This is a genomic window from Paenibacillus xylanexedens, assembly GCF_017874615.1.
Taxonomy (GTDB): Bacteria; Bacillota; Bacilli; order Paenibacillales; family Paenibacillaceae; genus Paenibacillus; species Paenibacillus xylanexedens.
Genome location: NZ_JAGIKV010000042.1, coordinates 16,322 through 32,485 on the forward strand (window position 1 = coordinate 16,322; position 16,164 = coordinate 32,485).

The following is a 16,164-nucleotide window of genomic DNA, read 5'->3' on the forward strand; positions in this document are numbered from 1 at the left end:
CTTACTTCATAATCAGATTGTTTCGATACCTTCCGACAACCACGGTAATTCCAAAGGTTTTGAGTCGGTACAAGCTACCTGTAAACCCGATTTCCAAACCGTGCGGGCCTCCGGTTTATTAAGCAGAACTTCCCTTTCCGACCGCTCTCGGAACAATACCATATCAGCCGGAGCGCCAACCTTAATGCTAGTTTTCAATGCCTAACGCCTGTGCCGCGTTATGCGTCAGCATGTTGGTCAAGATGAGCGCATCCCGTTTGCCGCCCATGTACGAAGTAATCGCCAATAGCCAGGCAACCTCAATCGGGTCTGTTTTGCCAAACGGCGTGAATGGGTTGCGCACATTATTGACGCCAATTGCCACATTCACTCCACAATCCTGCAGCAGTTTCACAGGAGTCAGACCTCTATGATGTCCTTCGGGGCCTTCTCTTCCATTCAAAAAGAGGTCCGTCATCGGCAGCGTAATGACGCTGATTCCGGCAAGACACAGAAGCTCTCCGATAGCCAAAGCTTCGTGTGCAGGGAGGGAACCGAGCGAGGTTACATGTCCGGCGGCTACATGCCCCTGCAATCCTGCAGCAATTGTCCTTCTTGCGATTTCCACAACGGCACGGTCGTTGGAATCGACCGAGAAATCCGCGTGAAAATCCAGCGGTTTTCCGTACTTCCCTGCCAGAGCAAATGCAAAATCCAAGTGCTCTCGCAGATCTGCGTCCTGATAAGTGATTCCTCCAATCACATCGGCTCCCATACGAATGGCCTCTTCCATCAGCCCAGCAGTCCCCGGACTCTTGAACACCCCTTCTTGCGGAAAGGCAACTACCTGTAAATCCAGTTGATGTTTTAAGGATTGTTTGAGACGAAGAGCAGATTCGACAGCTCTGAGTCCAAGAACCGGATCGACCTCTGCATGGCAACGCATATGGGTTACACCATTCCTGATGGCTTCCCGAATGACAACCAGCGAGCGGCGATACATGTCCTCCTTCGTGAACGAACTTTTCAGTTTGGATGTTATCTGAATCGCGTCCTGGAGAGACTCCGCCTCCCGATCCATGGAATCCAGCAAATATGCTTTTTCCAAATGAATATGCGGCTCGACCAATCCGGGCAGCAATAAGCCCCCTTTGCCCTGCACTACACGAGACGCTTCGGTTTTCCTTTCCCCGCATGGCGTGACAAATGCAATCTTGCCTGAGGATATCCCAACATCCATTCGCCTTTCATCCCCGGAAATCACCGTATCCGTGATAAGTAGATCAATCATTACATCCTCCGTTCATGTACGCTTTTATTACACATAAGAAACACTTTAAGCATAATTCACTCCTTATGAGAAATCATTGGATGAAAAGGATAAAAATAATTAGCAATCTTGGATGATCAAACCAAAGATATTTACTCTACATGATCGTAGTGTTATATTACTTAACAATAAAATAACTTGTTCCAGAAAGGAATGGGTCGATGTGCTGCTGACAGATTTGCTGAAAAACGGCATTTACGATGATGCCAGAGTGATTACGGGGCATAAGGGTCTAATACGTGAGGTTCAAACGGTCAACATTATGGACTGTCCGGATATTATTCGCTTTCTAAGGCCAAACGAGCTCTTGCTGACCAACGGCTTTTTCATGAAGCAGCAGCCAGAGATGTTTATTCATCTAATCAGAGACATGCAGCGGCTTCATTGCTCGGGGTTGGCCATCAAAACCAAGCGCTTTGAATTGCCGATCCCTGATGAAATACTTTGGGAAGCGGATCAGAACGAATTTCCCATCATCGAAATTTCCGATGTCCGTCTATCCCTCGGCGAAATTTTGCAGCGATCGACCAGTGTAATTCTGAACAACAAGAGCGACGAACTGCAATATGCACTCAGCATCCACAAAAAAATTCTCCGAGATGATCATGCGCGGCAAAGGAATTTCCAGCATTATCGATTCCCTGTCCAAACTGTTCTCATCCCCAGTCATCCTGTTAAACTACAAATGGCAAACCATCTTCGCTTCCAACCAAGATACAAGTGTTGCTGAACTCACTGCAGCCGCTGTAAATACACTTCAAGACTTGTCCGATATTTCTAGTCCCACTTCGCTGTGCCTCATCAACACATCAGTCCGAGAGCGTTGCTGCATGTTAGTATATCCGGTGAAAACTTACCGCCACGAAGGCTATTTGTTATCCTTTCATTCGCCGGATCAATGGACTGGCCTTTTTGGTCTGACGCTTGAGCAGGCCTCCAACGTCATTGGAATGGAGCTGACCAAATCACAGGCTGTCAAAGAGCGCTCCCGCAGGCACAAAAACGAATTCTTCTCCGATCTGATTGAGGGATATATCACTTCTGAGCAGGAGGCGCTGAACCGCGGCAAGAGATGTGGGCTTATCAAGGGGCGTGCAAGCGTTGTGCTGACCATGCGTAATGACGATGTGCATCACATGCATCAAAGATTTCCTAATCACGAAGGTTCGGCGCCTCCGAAAGGAGATAATATCACGGAGCAAGAAGAGCAATACGAGCACATCAAACGTCTTTTTGGTGGGTTAGATCATTCCTTCGTCATGTTTACCAAACATGATACCTACTGTCTTCTGCTATCTATCCCTGAGTCGGGGTGGGATGAGGCGAAAATCACCGAGCAGTTGTCAGGAATGCTTAAAGAGCTGCATGTTGAGACAGGACTGAGTCTGTCTATCGGCATTGGCAAACCTGCAACAAATGTACTCGGCGTTCGTCATTCTTATACAGAAGCGGTTAATGCATTACAATTCGGCTACTGGCTAAAACGCAAGCAATTTGTCCAATCTTACCAAGCAAAGGACATCGGATATTTATTCCACATGCTTCCCCACAACGAACTGAAACAATTTTACGACGCGACCTTAAACGGATTGCTGCACATTACAGACGAACATGAAAAAAAAGAGTTGCTGCGCACCTTGAACGCTTTTTACGATACACAATGCCAGCTTGTCGAAACATCCAAGCAACTTTTTGTTCATCGAAATACGGTGGTGTATCGACTGGAAAAGTGTGAAAAAATCCTGGGTGTGAAACTCAAAGATCCAACTGAAAGCTTACGAATCCGCATAGCGATAGCCATCGAACCTCTGCTAGGACAAGATTAAAAGAAAAAAGCCGCTATAATAGCGACTTGAATTGAACAATGTTCCCGTCCCACGACACTTCTTTATTGGAATATCTATGAGATACGCCATCATGGAAAAATTTTAATTATTTTGTTAATATCCATTTTTGTCGATCAAGTGATGGATTCAGTTCACTTAGGAAGAGTTCGGTCCCATCTTCCGATACTTCTAATGCTTTTTGATGATGAGCTGAAGTGATATGAACTGATCCGTCTTTGTTCTCGTGAAGAACCCAACGCTGGTTGTTGTATCCTAAGTAATGATACAGCTGAAGTTTGTTTTGCCCTATATCCAGATCAAGCGTCTGACCGGCCGTAGTACGAATCGAATACGAACCTGCTTCGTCGCCTGTCGGAACAAATACCCACTTCTGGACGGAAGCTGCACTTGCATCTTGCAAGGTAACCGGCTCCCCGTTGACAAGGTTAACTGTATAAATGGATTTCTGTGTTGCGGCATTTATAAGGCTGGACTTGGTGATGTTTGCGGGTTCGCTGTTGCTCACATTGACATTCTGATAAGATGCGGAGCCGCCAAATACATGGAGTCCAAAGTGCCCTTCTGCAAAAGTACCATCCATGATATCTATGACTTTTTGACTGTCCACGTGAACTACAATATGCGGACCATTCGCTTCTATTTTCACCTTATACGTATGACCTGGCTGAATGAACGTTGGTACTTTTGCAAGAACCTGCCGTTCTTCAAATGCTCCATTGATTTTGTAGAACAGACGGATTGCCTTCATGTTAGGGTCTAGATTCAGATAATAACCACTGCGACCATCCTCGCTAGCCCTGAACAAAATAGAACCTGCCCCTCCTGTTTCACCAAGCATCATGTCTGCTTCATACGTAAAATTCCCAGCCTTCTCTTTGGCAATATAATTCGCATCGCTAAAATATTTACCACGAATCCCATGTTCACTAACTAACCATGAAGCAGCAGACAGATCTTTAGTCCATCCACTCAGGTTTGTCCGGAACTCGCCGCCTATGACTTTAACGAGCACACTAGTGGAAGTTTTACCATTCGGAGTAGATACAGTGATCGTGGACTCCCCTTCTTTTTTCGCCTTAATAACTGCGTGTGAATTGTCTACCAAGTCTATGGCTATTACGTCGTTATTACTGGAATTCCACTTAAGCGGTTGAACGCCTAAACCTGGTCCATACTCGACCATCGCTTGCAGTGTATCCGACTCGCCTACCCCCAGTTCCCGAACCCTCGTATCCATCTTTATTTGAGCTTTTGAAGGACTGTCCTCATTCCAGACAGATTGAAGTTGATGCACTTTCAAGGAAACAACGTTTACATTCCCACCTTTCACGTAAAAACTCATCGCTCTACTAGCAGGATCCGGAAATATAACATCTGAAAAGACGACTTTGCCGTCGTTACCAAAGGCTTCAACAGAAGACTCATCCACAAGAATACGCATCTTGATCCGATTATTCTCCATTTGCGTAGCCGCTTCATGTTTCTTACTGAAAAGGTTAGAAAAATCCGTTTCACCCGATGCAGTTCGGTCCACAAACATACGACTATCGTTTGCCTTATAACCCACGACCGTCTTCTGATTTGCACCCTCACGAATGTTAAAGCCAAACTCGGTCACTGTGCTGGTTTCAGGGATTTCAATTTCAGCTTCAATTTCGTAAGCACCTGAAATAATACCTTTTAGCAGATTTCCGGAAGAAGGACTTACCGACTTGTTAGAAGCAGAATACAAAGGTTTACGCAGTGATTCCAATTCTTTGATTGGACTTTGCACCATTCGAATTCCATCTTTGGTTGTTACCAATGATACTTCTCTCGGAATGGTTAGTTCACCTTTCCAATTGGACGTTGGGAAAGCGAACGGATAGTCCCAATTCGTCATCCACGCCATCATCACTGTGCGATGATCAGGCATGTTAGCGAAAGACATCGAAGCGTAAAATTCTTTACCAAAATCTGTTCTTAATACCTTACCCGCCGGATTATCGTTCACGAATTTACCATCAGCTGTTAAATGACCGATAAAATACTCGGCATCTGATCCACCTGTTTTGGGATTCGCTCCTGTGCTGATCATCATAACCCACTTCTTCTGTGACGTTCCGTCTACCGGAAGTTGGAACAAATCAGGGCATTCCCATACGCCTCCGCGTACGTAATCCCCATATCCCCAATTATCTGTCAATGTCCAGTCAAGTAAATTCGCTGACGTGTAGAAACGAATATGATCTCCTCCGGACACAACCATAACCCAGCGGTTATTCTCATCATCACGGATCACTTTCGGATCGCGGAAATCCCAATTCCCAGCTTCATTTCCGCTCTTATCTGGGTTCTCGATCACAATCGAGCGTTCCTTCGAATACTCCCAAGTACGACCTTGGTCTTTACTGTATGCCAGACCTATACGCTGGTTCCCATTCGGGCTATCCGGATTAAAGGAAGTATAATATGCAATAAGGCCCTTGCCTCCTGAATCTCCGAATAAACCAGATGCATTTGTCATATCCGCAACAGCCGACCCAGACCAGACATGTCCGTGATCATTCCAGGGAAGTGCAATCGGAAGCCGTTTCCAGTTCAGCATATCTTTACTTACCGCATGCGCCCATGTTCCTCCATCCTGATGAAAGAGATGATATTCTCCTTCGAAGTAGACAAGTCCATTCGGATCACTCGCTGAACCACGTATTGGCGTGTAATGATATTGTGGACGATATATCTCATTGTAATATTGGCTCAGTTCCGTCACATAAGTATCCTGGAAGTAAGCCGTCCCCTTTTTTACGACGATTCCGGTACTTCCACTCCTGTAGGTTGAATCTTTCACGTCAATCGCGGCCGTAGTGTATCCGTCCAGGAAGACCTGAATTCGATCTCCCTTTGCCTTGATTTCCACATGATGTTTGGCTCCCATCTGACTCGGATAAGTACGTTGCGAACTTGCAATTACTGTTCCTTTTGTATTCGTCAAACTTACACGGACCTGATCTCCTTCCTTCGTAAGAGTAGCTTCATATCCTTCAGCTCCATCAGTTGAAGATCGAAATGCGAGAGCTGCAATAGAATCAGGACGAAGGGTAATATTCCCTTCATACACCATATCAGTCGCATTTTTATTATAGATTTGCTGTGCTTTGCTCTCCTGTTCTACCGTCCCTCTTTTGCCGTTGATATCAGGCTGCCATTTTCCCTTGCTAGAAAGCACCGTACCCAAATTACCTTTCAGATCGCTCACCACGATGTTCGAAAACAAGGCGGATCCATCCCATACATGGAGTCCAAGCTTTCCACTTTGATACGAAATGTCTTGAACATCAATTAATGGTTTATATTGATTGCCCCAATATACTTTTAGCGAGAAACCCACTGCCTTCACTTTGAGATGATAGATTTGCCCCATTTCAACAGAAACTTTACGCTCCTCCTTTAATTTCCCATCTCCATTTCTTGCATCTCGTAACCGAATCAGACCTGCGTCCGGAACGATTTGCAGCATGTACGAGCTAAAGCCATCTTCATTAGAACGAAACAACAATGTGGCGTCTGCCTTCGTATCCCTGATCATGACATCAGCTTCATAGATAAAATCGTCTGACACCGTCTCTGAGATGGCCATTACATTTTCTTTAGGCTGCGAAGTCAGCAAGATTCCTTCTGAAGTATCCTCTAATCCACCTTTTCCTTTCACTTGCCAGCCTATCAGATTAGTGTTTAATTTGGATGCGCTTTCAAAAATATCAAGCTCCTCCTTTGCCTGTTTATTTGTTTCCTGATCAGCGAGCACAGCACTAGCCGCAAATGATTTAGATGTAAAAATCCCGTTTGAAGTCAGAGTTAATCCCGTTGCCATCAGAAGACATATTGCGAATTTAGATTTATCGTTCATTCCATACCCTCTTTTCTAACAGAATCGTAAAAGGTGTCTAAAAAATACATTCCTTCTTAACAAAATAATCCACTCGTTTTCATTTGTCAAAGTTTTTTTGGATAAATGAACATTGTTTTATATATTAATATCTATTTAAGTTTACGTTTGCACAATTTATGACTGATTAATTGAAAATAACAACTTTTATTTAAGTTGATCTAATCATTTCTTTATTTTTTTAAAACAAAATGATTACAAATGTAAATTAAAGATGGCTGTTGAAAAGCGCTTATTCGGCAGTCAGTGCATCTCCTTGATTTTGAATTCAAATGTTGCAATTAGTTGGGCACGTACAATCAAAAGTTTACATCTAGACTTCTCTTTAATTATTCGACAAGATATCGTTAGTATTAAACCCAATAAAAGCACAATTTTTATGTATTAATCCTGCGTTACATTCTCGATTTCATGCTCATCGAATCGATTATTGGATTTCCACTATTTTTAGACAGCTTGCAAAACCTCGCGATAGCTGAAGCGGCAAGTTTTGTTACAGTTCAATGTGTCATCGTAGGAAAATTTCTTTTCTTATGCGGGAAAGCTGAAGAACCATTTTAAAAGAATTGAGGGCGCTTACCATCAGCGCCCTCGCCGGGCTGTCCGTACGATTCCATCTACAACAGTTTCAAACAATGGTGCCGGCAGATCATGTCCCATGCCTTCAAGTAACATGAATTCTGCACCAGAGATGGATTGAGCCGTATCTTGTCCGCATGCTGGCACAAACATAGGGTCTTCCACCCCGTGGATTACTAAGGATGGAACCTTCACTTTTGCCAGTTGTGGACGACGGTCTCCAGAAACTGCAATAGCTGCAATTTGCCGCCCAATACTCCCCGGATCATAAGCTCGCTGAACCTCTTCTCGAATCATTAAACGATATTCGTTCTCTTCAAATGGATAACCCGTACCTGCAATACGTGTGGCAAAAGCTACCCTATGAGCTAAGTACAATGCTTCATCCTTCATCGGGTTCGGTGCTGGCCGAGTCATTAACGCCATTACATCAGGCGATGTTGGTGGAAGTTCGGGATTTCCTGTTGTTGACATGATGGAAGTAAGCGAGAGAACACGCTCCGGATATCGGCTGGCAAAAAGCTGGGCAATCATGCCGCCCATCGAACGTCCAACGACATGTGCATTTTTTATCCCCAGGGCATCTAGCAATCCAATTGTATCATCAGACATGTCATCAAGTGTGTATGGGATAACCGGGAGTTGTCCCGACATGAGTGTTTTAGCAAGTGCTTCAAAATCCAATGTGTCGTGATGGCTAAAGTGTGTGGATAGACCCGTGTCCCGATTGTCAAAACGAATTACTCTATATCCCCGAGCCGCCAGCATTTCACAAAATCGAACGGTCCAACGGATCATCTGGGTACCGAGCCCCGCGATCAACAGAATGGTTTCATCCGTTTCGCTGCCATAACTGTCATAGGCGAGTTCTATGCCGTTAACTTTTAACAGATTCATTGTTATGTTCTCCTTAAACTTAATTTTATGGTAACTCTGTTATGGGCAATAGTCGAGAATCTTCAATGGCGGCAGTTCGCTGTCCAGTCCCTTCCAAGTAAGATGTATGATTCGAAGTTGTGCGCATCGTTCAAGTGGTTATTAACTCTCTTCCTGTATGAATGCACCCTTGGCTAAAGTCTTAATATAGTCTTTGATATCGGGTGTCCAATCATCAATTAATCCGTAAAAGTGATCTTTATTCCCGGCATACAGTGCTCTCAAAGCCTCCTCATATTGAGGAAAATCGCCCGCCATTGCAGTCATAAAATGATAACTTGCTTCTTGTGGGGCGCGAACTTTACTTTCGTTCGCTCCCAAGCGGCGAGCTTCATCAACCAGTTTTCGCAGCGTTACGGAGGCTCCTCCGGGTTGAGCTTTAAGCCAGTCCCAATGTCGAGGAAGCAAAGTGACTTCACCGGACACCACTCCTAGCTTAGGACGGCCAACCCTGCGAGAGAGTTGTTCATTTTCTTTCGTATCCGATATATGTCCAGCCTGGCTGTTTAACCGCTCAAGCACCTCAGCTGTTTTTCCACGAAAATCAATATCTAGTGGTTTACCCGTCAAATCGTCAAAAATAAGCAATTGTACGAACTTGCTGTCCTCCAAGGTATCTTTTACGATTCCGACAACGTAATGTAAAGTGCCTTTGGCAAAACAATCTTTCTCTAAAAAAGCAGTACAGCTTATTTGAGCAGGTGAAGCCTCCATGTTATACCTCCTTTTTCTTCCTTGCTCAATAATTATACCCGGGTAAAAAGATAAAATCAATATTACCCGGATATAATTATTATGTGTCAAGGTTTTAACATTACAAATTGATTAAAATAGTCTTTGCTGTAAAATACTCGACTCGTTCAGCTCATTACAAAAAGCAGCCTGCTGGAGGCGGTATCAAGCCATACAAGAGCTACACGGCGAACAAGGATAAGCGATTGCGACGTTATGTAGACTAGCTGGTGTGGCTCGATCTGCCTATTATAAATGGTTAAAGTGGACACCTTCCGCCAGAGAACGGGAAGTATGCATACTGGCCAAAGAAGTGAAGCGTCGTTATGACATGCGAGATGGGATTCTGGGCTATCGTCAAATGCGTACCCAGTTAAATCGAAAGCTGCACCAGAAGTATAACAAGAAACGCTATTACCGAATTATGCGTGCTCTGGGGCTGAAATCCGTCCTACGTAAAAAACGGCCAAAATATGTGAGTGTCACAGCAATCCATGTGGCTGAAAATAAAATGAATCGCAACTTTGACGCTCCTGCTCCGAATGTCAAATGGTCTACCGATGTGACAGAATTGAAGTATGGAAATGGGTGTAAAGCTTATTTAAGTGCCATTATTGATCTATACGATAACGCGATTGTTTCATGGGCACTCGGCCATTCCAACAACTATAAACTCGTGATGGATACGCTACAAAAGGCGTACGCCAAGCATCCAGGTCTATCGCCTATGATCCAGAGTGACAGGGGTTTTCAGTACACGTCTCATGAGTATAACCACCTTCAGTTGAAGTACGGATTTACGAAGAGTATGTCTCGTGTAAGTGGCTGTCTGGATAACCAGCCGATTGAACGATTTTGGGGAACGTATAAGTCAGAAAGCTATTATCTGACGAAGTATGAAACCTATGAAGATCTTCACAGCGCGGTTCAGCGGTACATGCGCTACTATAACAACTACCGTTACACAGAGCGTTTGGGGGGTATGTCTCCGAACGAATACCGAAGAGCAGCATAATAAGATGCCTTAGCACGTCATCCGAGCCAAGGCATCTCAATGAAACCATTTTTTTGTTTTTTAACTGTCAACTTGTCAGGGAGCAGTTCATAATCGACTGCCTTCTTGGTTTTATTGGACTAACGTTTCCCGTTAGCTCGGTTTTGATATTTTAAAGAAACGTAAATAATTCAATTTCTAGGGTTCGCCCTTTCTCTTCTATCACCAGTAGAAGGATTTTTCTGTGCCCAGAGAGAATCATATACGCTGCTTATAGTCAGATTTTCTAGAAAAGATCCAGGTGGCAATCAGCATCACAAAAGCTACCAATATACCCGACTCACCCGTCCATAGGAAGACATTTTCTCCTTTTGTTGCCTCGTCAAATGCATCTTGAATGATGGCATTCCAGGAAGCGTGAAGCAGAATTGCGGGCCAAATGCTGCCTGTGCTCAATCGCAGGTGACTAATTATGAAGTTAAAAGAACTGATGGTAATCAGGAACAGTACAATGGACAAGGCGAGTGACGGTCCCGAATAATAGTTCCCTAGCAGAATGGCCGGAATATGCCACGCTCCCCAGATCAAACCGCTTGTTAAAATGGGTTTAGGCACTCTCGCTTTGATGAGTCTGGTGAGCATGTATCCCCTCCATCCCAACTCTTCTCCCGCGCTGCTGATTATGCCGATGGCTGTGCCTACGAACATTTGGTAGATAATAGATGAAACAAGGCTGAAAACGAAGACATCGCCTGACTTCACATAGTCCACCAACCCCGTAAGCCAGGCGAATCCGTAAGCACATAAACCAATGATAACCGGTAATAGCAACACAAATGGGATGGCCTTTAAGGTTCGTTTTCCTCCAATCCGCAGTGAAATATCCGAAAAACCTTCATGCAGAACTATGCGGGCAAATATGGAGGATAAACCAGGTGTCCACATGAGGAGCAGACCAAACACGGGTGATACGTTTAACGCCAGAACATAGCTGATAATTGTTAATGGAATCAGCATAGCGAAAAAAACGAATAATCCTTTCCTTGATGATTGAATCGTACTTCCGTCCTCAGAGTTCTTTTTTCTGTCTTTTATCATATATGTACTCAATTCATTCCACTCCTTTAGTTATATGTATTCCGATTAGGAGTTTAACACTGTGGTAGAATTCGCGAAACAAACCTGAGCCTAGCACCCAATCGAGACTTTAGTCTAGTTAGAATAAGACTGGAGACGGATATAGGGTCACTGATAACAAGAACTGAACTAGACGTATACGTATCTATGCGGCAAATGGTATTGGACGAAAACGTATGTTAAGCTGCCCCCTTTGCCTCACTCCAAAAACGCTAGTAAATAGCTTGGTTTAGGCATTCCGTAATTAGCTTAATGAGATTCATAGGAAGGTGTTTGGAATACAAAAAAACCGCTGTTTAAGGGACTAATCAAATCGGCAATCGGTACAAGTTCTTGTCCCTAGCCAGGAACCCGAACTAGTACCGATAAAACAAAAAAAGTCGCTAAAATAGCGACTTTAATAGGAATATGTTCGTGTCCCACGGCAGGTTAATTAATTAACGTGTTGCCTTCATTTAATAACTTCAACCTTTTTATCCCCTGCTGACTTCGCTACCTCTAACGTTGTTTTACCTTCAATAGCGACGATCACGCCAGTAGCCAGCATAGAAACGATTAAAGCTGCGCTGATGGCTGTCGAAATTTTCTTCTTGACCATAACCATACCTCCGATATCTATTATGTTGTAATAAGCGGCTCAAGAATATGACGAGCCGAGTGTGGCTAGATATTACAATATTTCACTTTTTTGTTGGGGAATCTACCTGGTGATTGTATTATAACGTACTGACAATCATTGTAAAAGGATTTTTTCCTTGCGTTCAAATAAAATAAAGTATTAACTGCATCGTCATACACCACTTTAATGAAAACAGCAGCTGATTTTCTAATCAGCTGCTGTTTGTCGCATTCTCCAATTGTTGGAGCGTGAAGTGACATGGTCATCTTAGCGTCTGTAAACGAGACCTATGGCTCCGGAATCAAAGGTTTTGTTTTCGATTAACTTAAGATTGATCTGCTCCTTGAGATCTTGAAATAACGGCAATCCCTTACCAATCAGGACGGGAGAAACCGTAATTTTATACTCATCAATTAAATCAAGCTGCATAAGGTGGTGTGCGAACCTAGGACTGCCGAGGATGACCATATCCTTGCCTGGCTGCTGTTTGAGGTTATTGATCTCTTTCTCGATATCTTCCTTCACGAGTCTGGAATTATTCCATTCTACTTTCTCCAGCGTCGTGGAAAAAACGATTTTGGTTGTCTTTTCGATCCACTCGGCATGATTCCGTTCATGTTGGGAAGATGATGGGTTCGAAGGTATAGATGGCCAGTAACTGTGCATCATCTGATAAGTCCCCCGCCCCCAAATGACAGTGTCGGCAGTACTCAGAACTTCTTTTGCGTAATTCTCCAAATCAGCATCGTAGGAAACCCAGCCAATGTCCATTTCACCATTCGGCCCTTCTACAAAACCGTCAAGCGATGCGTGCAGAAATAGAACGAGTTTTCTCATTTTCAGTTCTCCTTTGTTCATGAGGGATATCTACATTATACATTTAATACAATGCCTTATCGGTATTGGGAGCATGATCTTGTCCAATTCGGCAATCGGTACAAGTTCTTGTTGTCCGTAGAAAGCCTGATTGCTTGTGAAGTAAGCTGACAACGATTATAATCTTGGATCTGGTTTTTAAACCTTTTATTACTACCTGGAACGTAAGGTCAATGATTCATATAATGGGCATATAGTTGCTCGAAGGTTGTAAAATGTTCGACTGTTCTGCCGACCTTATTATACTCTTCTAGATAAACATCCATCACTTCAAGGAGCTTCTCTTTCATAACTGGTAAATTACTAGCATCAAAGTACTGCATAAGATCAAATTTCTTGGTGCCTTTCTCCATGGCCATTTCATCAAGATACCCATGTGCTCCAAAGGCCGAAAGAAAGACGTAGGAAGCATCGTTCGCTGTAACACTGTTTAAAATTTTATTGCGGTAGTTGCACCACAATTCTTCGTATGTTCCCCTTAGATTATCAAAGGTCGGAGCCGGTTTAACAATGAAGTTATCACACATCGTGCTATGTAACCTCGTAACGCTATTCAACATATTAAAAGATGTTATTCGAATATCTTCAATGGTATGAGCTTCGATGATTGACATGTATAAGGATTCGAGATCATCCGGAACATAACGAAACGAACGTATCTCTTCCAAATATCGCTTGATCCCTCGTTGGATACACGTGTTATTCATACTCACCAAGGCATTGACTAGATTGTACAGAACCCCAGCAGATGCATATCGCACTGAACCGATATCTTCACCCAGCATCGTATCGCTGTATGCTTGCTTAGCCAGGTCGATCCATTTATTTGCTCGATTAAGACACACTTCTCCTATCGGGTTTGCAAGTGCATCAAGAGCTTTTTGCCGGAAGTCATTCAATTTCTCCAAATCCTCAGGCTTTGCATAGTAGAGTACTTTGAGGTCGGTTAGGCTCGATACGTTGGGACTCTCCAAGGTGGATTGCTCTTGTATTCTTGAATCCCATGGCGTGCAATAGATATCATATCCAACGTCATCCAAGATGAAGCAATCGGATATTTCCCATCCCTTTTCTGTATTATTAATGATAATTAAATCAAGATCGCTCTTCTCGTGAAAGTCACCGGTGCTAAATGAACCAGTAAGCCCAATAATGGCGATATCGTCTTGAAAATCTCTTTTTACGCGTTCAATCACCATGTTAATGAGCAGTTCATTTTTGTCCAGCAGCTTCTTCTTTATAATTTCGTTCATTCGATACACCTCTTTGTATGATCCGGCCGCCCTTCATCACAACAGCCTTAACTTGAGTCTATCGATTTAGAGGTCCGGTTACTATGTATAAGATGACTTAAGTCATCTTTGCACAAAATCCGCTAAACTGTCGAAACGACGAGTTAGCGGATTTCATTAGTTCCTTGATTAGTTCTTTGTATAGACTATTTTCTTTATGCTTTCGCAGGACAAGAAATACCGATCCGCCAACTCCTCTATCCTGACTCCATTACGGAATAAGGATTTAATCTCAGCGTTTCGAGCAGAGACCCTGCTCTTGCTCTCTGTTTTCTCGCCCCATTTTAGGTGCGCCTCTTTGGGTTTTGGGATATAAACCAATTCCCCTTGAACGTATTCTTGAATGATCCGTAACAATTCTTCTGGAAAAATAGACTCGGCTTTTGAATATTTCATGGGCCTCACTCCTTATTTAATAGATCAATAAGGTGCAAAGCCAGTTAGTAGAATATTACGATTCGTCGTTGGCAATGTGATTATTCCCGGGCTCTATGCAAAGCATTGCCATATCCTTCACTGGCTTTGCATAGAGCCGTGCATGTAAGAATCCTACTCCGATTGTTTTCAATAGCCTCACCTCCAGAAAATAGATAGTTGCTATTTGCTTATTATATCAGGACTTGTTGTTCAAGTGTTTAATCATGTCTTTTGGGGCTGACACGATTGTACGCTTACATTGAAGTTCCAAGTACTTGAATCGAGGTCCAGTTACAAGAACCGCCGGATGAATCGCCCAGCTGTTTGCCGGGGACCGTTTGTGTATGGTGCGTCAAAGGACAGATTCGACTTACGCATGGTGACATAACTTTATGAACAATTACTGAATATTTCGATTTTAAGCTGTTTTAAATTTATCAAATACACTACAATGTGTAGTGAATATTTATTTAAAAATTTATATATCAGGAGGCTTATAATAATGTTACTAACATTATTAAGCATATTAATGATTGTCTTTTTATCCGGATACATCGTTCTGAATACCAATAAACGACAAGAGAGAGTCACAGGTATGACTGGAATGATGATTGCCATGAGTATTGGAATGATGTCTAGTCTTGCACTAGGTTTTCAACTGGGAATTGTGTTTGATCACGATTTGTCCGTCCCTTCAATTATCGCTATTTTATTCGGTTTAGGTATCGGTTATTTTGCAGGAAAACCCGTGAGTGTACTGGCATCATTGGATGGCATGTTAGCTGGAATCATGGGTGGAATGATGGGGGCCATGCTCGGATCTATGCTTGGTTTTACCTATATCATGGCGTTGTTTGTTGATATCGTGTTTATCCTTATATTTTGTGTTATTCTTCAAATAACTAATTCAGATTCAGTAGAAACCAACAAAACAAAAAGCAGTGGGATCAGTGTACCCTTTATTGCAGGGATAATAACGGTTGCTTTTGGAACGGTGTCGGTGGGTTTACTGCTATTTAATCAGTATCAAGATAGTCGAACTTCTATAATTTCTTCTCAAAGTAAGGAACAGAGTTCTGTTCAAGAAAATGAAGGCTATCAAGTTATTTCAGTGGATGTAAAATCCAATGGCTTTAGCCAAGAAAACATTGTCGTTAAATCTGGTGTTCCGACAAAATTAAATTTCATAAAACAATCAGGCTATACGTGTATAAAAAGCGTTGAGTCTACGGATTTAGGTATAGATGTGTATCTTGAAAAGGGAGACAATTTCATTACCTTAGATGATTTGAAACCTGGAACCTATCACTTCAATTGTGGCATGTATATGTATTATGGAACCATTACTGTTGTATAACGAAGATATACTATAATTGCTCACCGCATAGAAAAACTCTCCTTTGGTGGTCATACCCCTGTCAAGTAGACAGATGAAAAAAGCTATGCTGCCAGTGCGCATCGATATTCAATCGGTGCGCGCTGTTTGAGTTTGGCTTGA

At 43.0% G+C, this 16,164-nt stretch carries 13 protein-coding genes; 4 read left to right on the forward strand and 9 right to left on the reverse strand.

Features of this window, described 5'->3' with window-relative positions; translation table 11 throughout:
• Positions 1–187: 187 nt before the first annotated feature.
• The gene (locus J2Z28_RS30180; RefSeq protein WP_211085668.1) at positions 188–1,270 is read right to left on the reverse strand and encodes an amidohydrolase family protein; all 1,083 of its coding nucleotides are present in this window, start codon (positions 1,268–1,270) and stop codon (positions 188–190) included.
• Between the two features lie 202 nt (positions 1,271–1,472).
• Here J2Z28_RS30180 and J2Z28_RS30185 point away from each other — a divergent pair, with 202 nt between their 5' ends.
• Positions 1,473–2,039, forward strand: a complete 567-nt coding sequence (locus J2Z28_RS30185; protein ID WP_211085669.1) for a PucR family transcriptional regulator ligand-binding domain-containing protein — start codon at positions 1,473–1,475, stop codon at positions 2,037–2,039.
• Between the two features lie 100 nt (positions 2,040–2,139).
• The gene (locus tag J2Z28_RS30190) at positions 2,140–3,135 is read left to right on the forward strand and encodes a PucR family transcriptional regulator (RefSeq protein ID WP_211085670.1); all 996 of its coding nucleotides are present in this window, start codon (positions 2,140–2,142) and stop codon (positions 3,133–3,135) included.
• A gap of 106 nt (positions 3,136–3,241) precedes the next feature.
• Here the strand turns inward: J2Z28_RS30190 and J2Z28_RS30195 are convergent, their stop codons facing one another.
• The 3 genes from J2Z28_RS30195 to J2Z28_RS30205 all read right to left on the reverse strand — a co-directional run bounded on the left by J2Z28_RS30195 (position 3,242) and on the right by J2Z28_RS30205 (position 9,313).
• Positions 3,242–7,045 carry a GH32 C-terminal domain-containing protein gene (locus tag J2Z28_RS30195; RefSeq protein WP_211085671.1) on the reverse strand — a complete coding sequence of 1,268 codons (3,804 nt, stop codon included), beginning with the start codon at positions 7,043–7,045 and terminating at the stop codon, positions 3,242–3,244.
• A 621-nt stretch (positions 7,046–7,666) separates the two neighbouring features.
• Positions 7,667–8,560: an alpha/beta fold hydrolase gene (locus J2Z28_RS30200; RefSeq protein ID WP_211085672.1), complete on the reverse strand. Its 894-nt coding sequence runs from the start codon at positions 8,558–8,560 to the stop codon at positions 7,667–7,669.
• A gap of 141 nt (positions 8,561–8,701) precedes the next feature.
• A complete protein-coding gene (locus tag J2Z28_RS30205; RefSeq protein WP_211085673.1) occupies positions 8,702–9,313 on the reverse strand; it encodes a DUF2239 family protein in 612 nt (203 codons plus the stop codon).
• A gap of 223 nt (positions 9,314–9,536) precedes the next feature.
• Between J2Z28_RS30205 and J2Z28_RS30210 the strand changes: the two genes are divergently transcribed.
• Complete coding sequence (locus tag J2Z28_RS30210) at positions 9,537–10,346, forward strand: IS3 family transposase (RefSeq protein ID WP_342357568.1); 810 nt, start codon at positions 9,537–9,539, stop codon at positions 10,344–10,346.
• A 237-nt stretch (positions 10,347–10,583) separates the two neighbouring features.
• Here J2Z28_RS30210 and J2Z28_RS30215 read toward each other — a convergent pair whose 3' ends face one another.
• The 5 genes from J2Z28_RS30215 to J2Z28_RS30235 form a co-directional block, all read right to left on the reverse strand.
• On the reverse strand, positions 10,584–11,435 hold the full coding sequence (locus J2Z28_RS30215) for a type II CAAX endopeptidase family protein (protein WP_211085675.1): 852 nt from the start codon (positions 11,433–11,435) through the stop codon (positions 10,584–10,586).
• 478 nt (positions 11,436–11,913) lie between these two features.
• The gene (locus J2Z28_RS30220; RefSeq protein ID WP_165789879.1) at positions 11,914–12,060 is read right to left on the reverse strand and encodes a hypothetical protein; all 147 of its coding nucleotides are present in this window, start codon (positions 12,058–12,060) and stop codon (positions 11,914–11,916) included.
• A 288-nt stretch (positions 12,061–12,348) separates the two neighbouring features.
• Complete coding sequence (locus J2Z28_RS30225; RefSeq protein ID WP_074095251.1) at positions 12,349–12,918, reverse strand: dihydrofolate reductase family protein; 570 nt, start codon at positions 12,916–12,918, stop codon at positions 12,349–12,351.
• Between the two features lie 209 nt (positions 12,919–13,127).
• Positions 13,128–14,210, reverse strand: coding sequence for a nucleotidyltransferase domain-containing protein (locus J2Z28_RS30230; protein ID WP_211085676.1), 1,083 nt, complete (start codon positions 14,208–14,210; stop codon positions 13,128–13,130).
• A 168-nt stretch (positions 14,211–14,378) separates the two neighbouring features.
• A complete protein-coding gene (locus J2Z28_RS30235) occupies positions 14,379–14,645 on the reverse strand; it encodes a CD3324 family protein (protein ID WP_211085677.1) in 267 nt (88 codons plus the stop codon).
• Positions 14,646–15,168: 523 nt separating this feature from the next.
• Between J2Z28_RS30235 and J2Z28_RS30240 the strand changes: the two genes are divergently transcribed.
• Positions 15,169–16,023, forward strand: coding sequence for a cupredoxin domain-containing protein (locus tag J2Z28_RS30240; protein ID WP_211085678.1), 855 nt, complete (start codon positions 15,169–15,171; stop codon positions 16,021–16,023).
• The last annotated feature ends 141 nt before the right edge of the window (positions 16,024–16,164 follow it).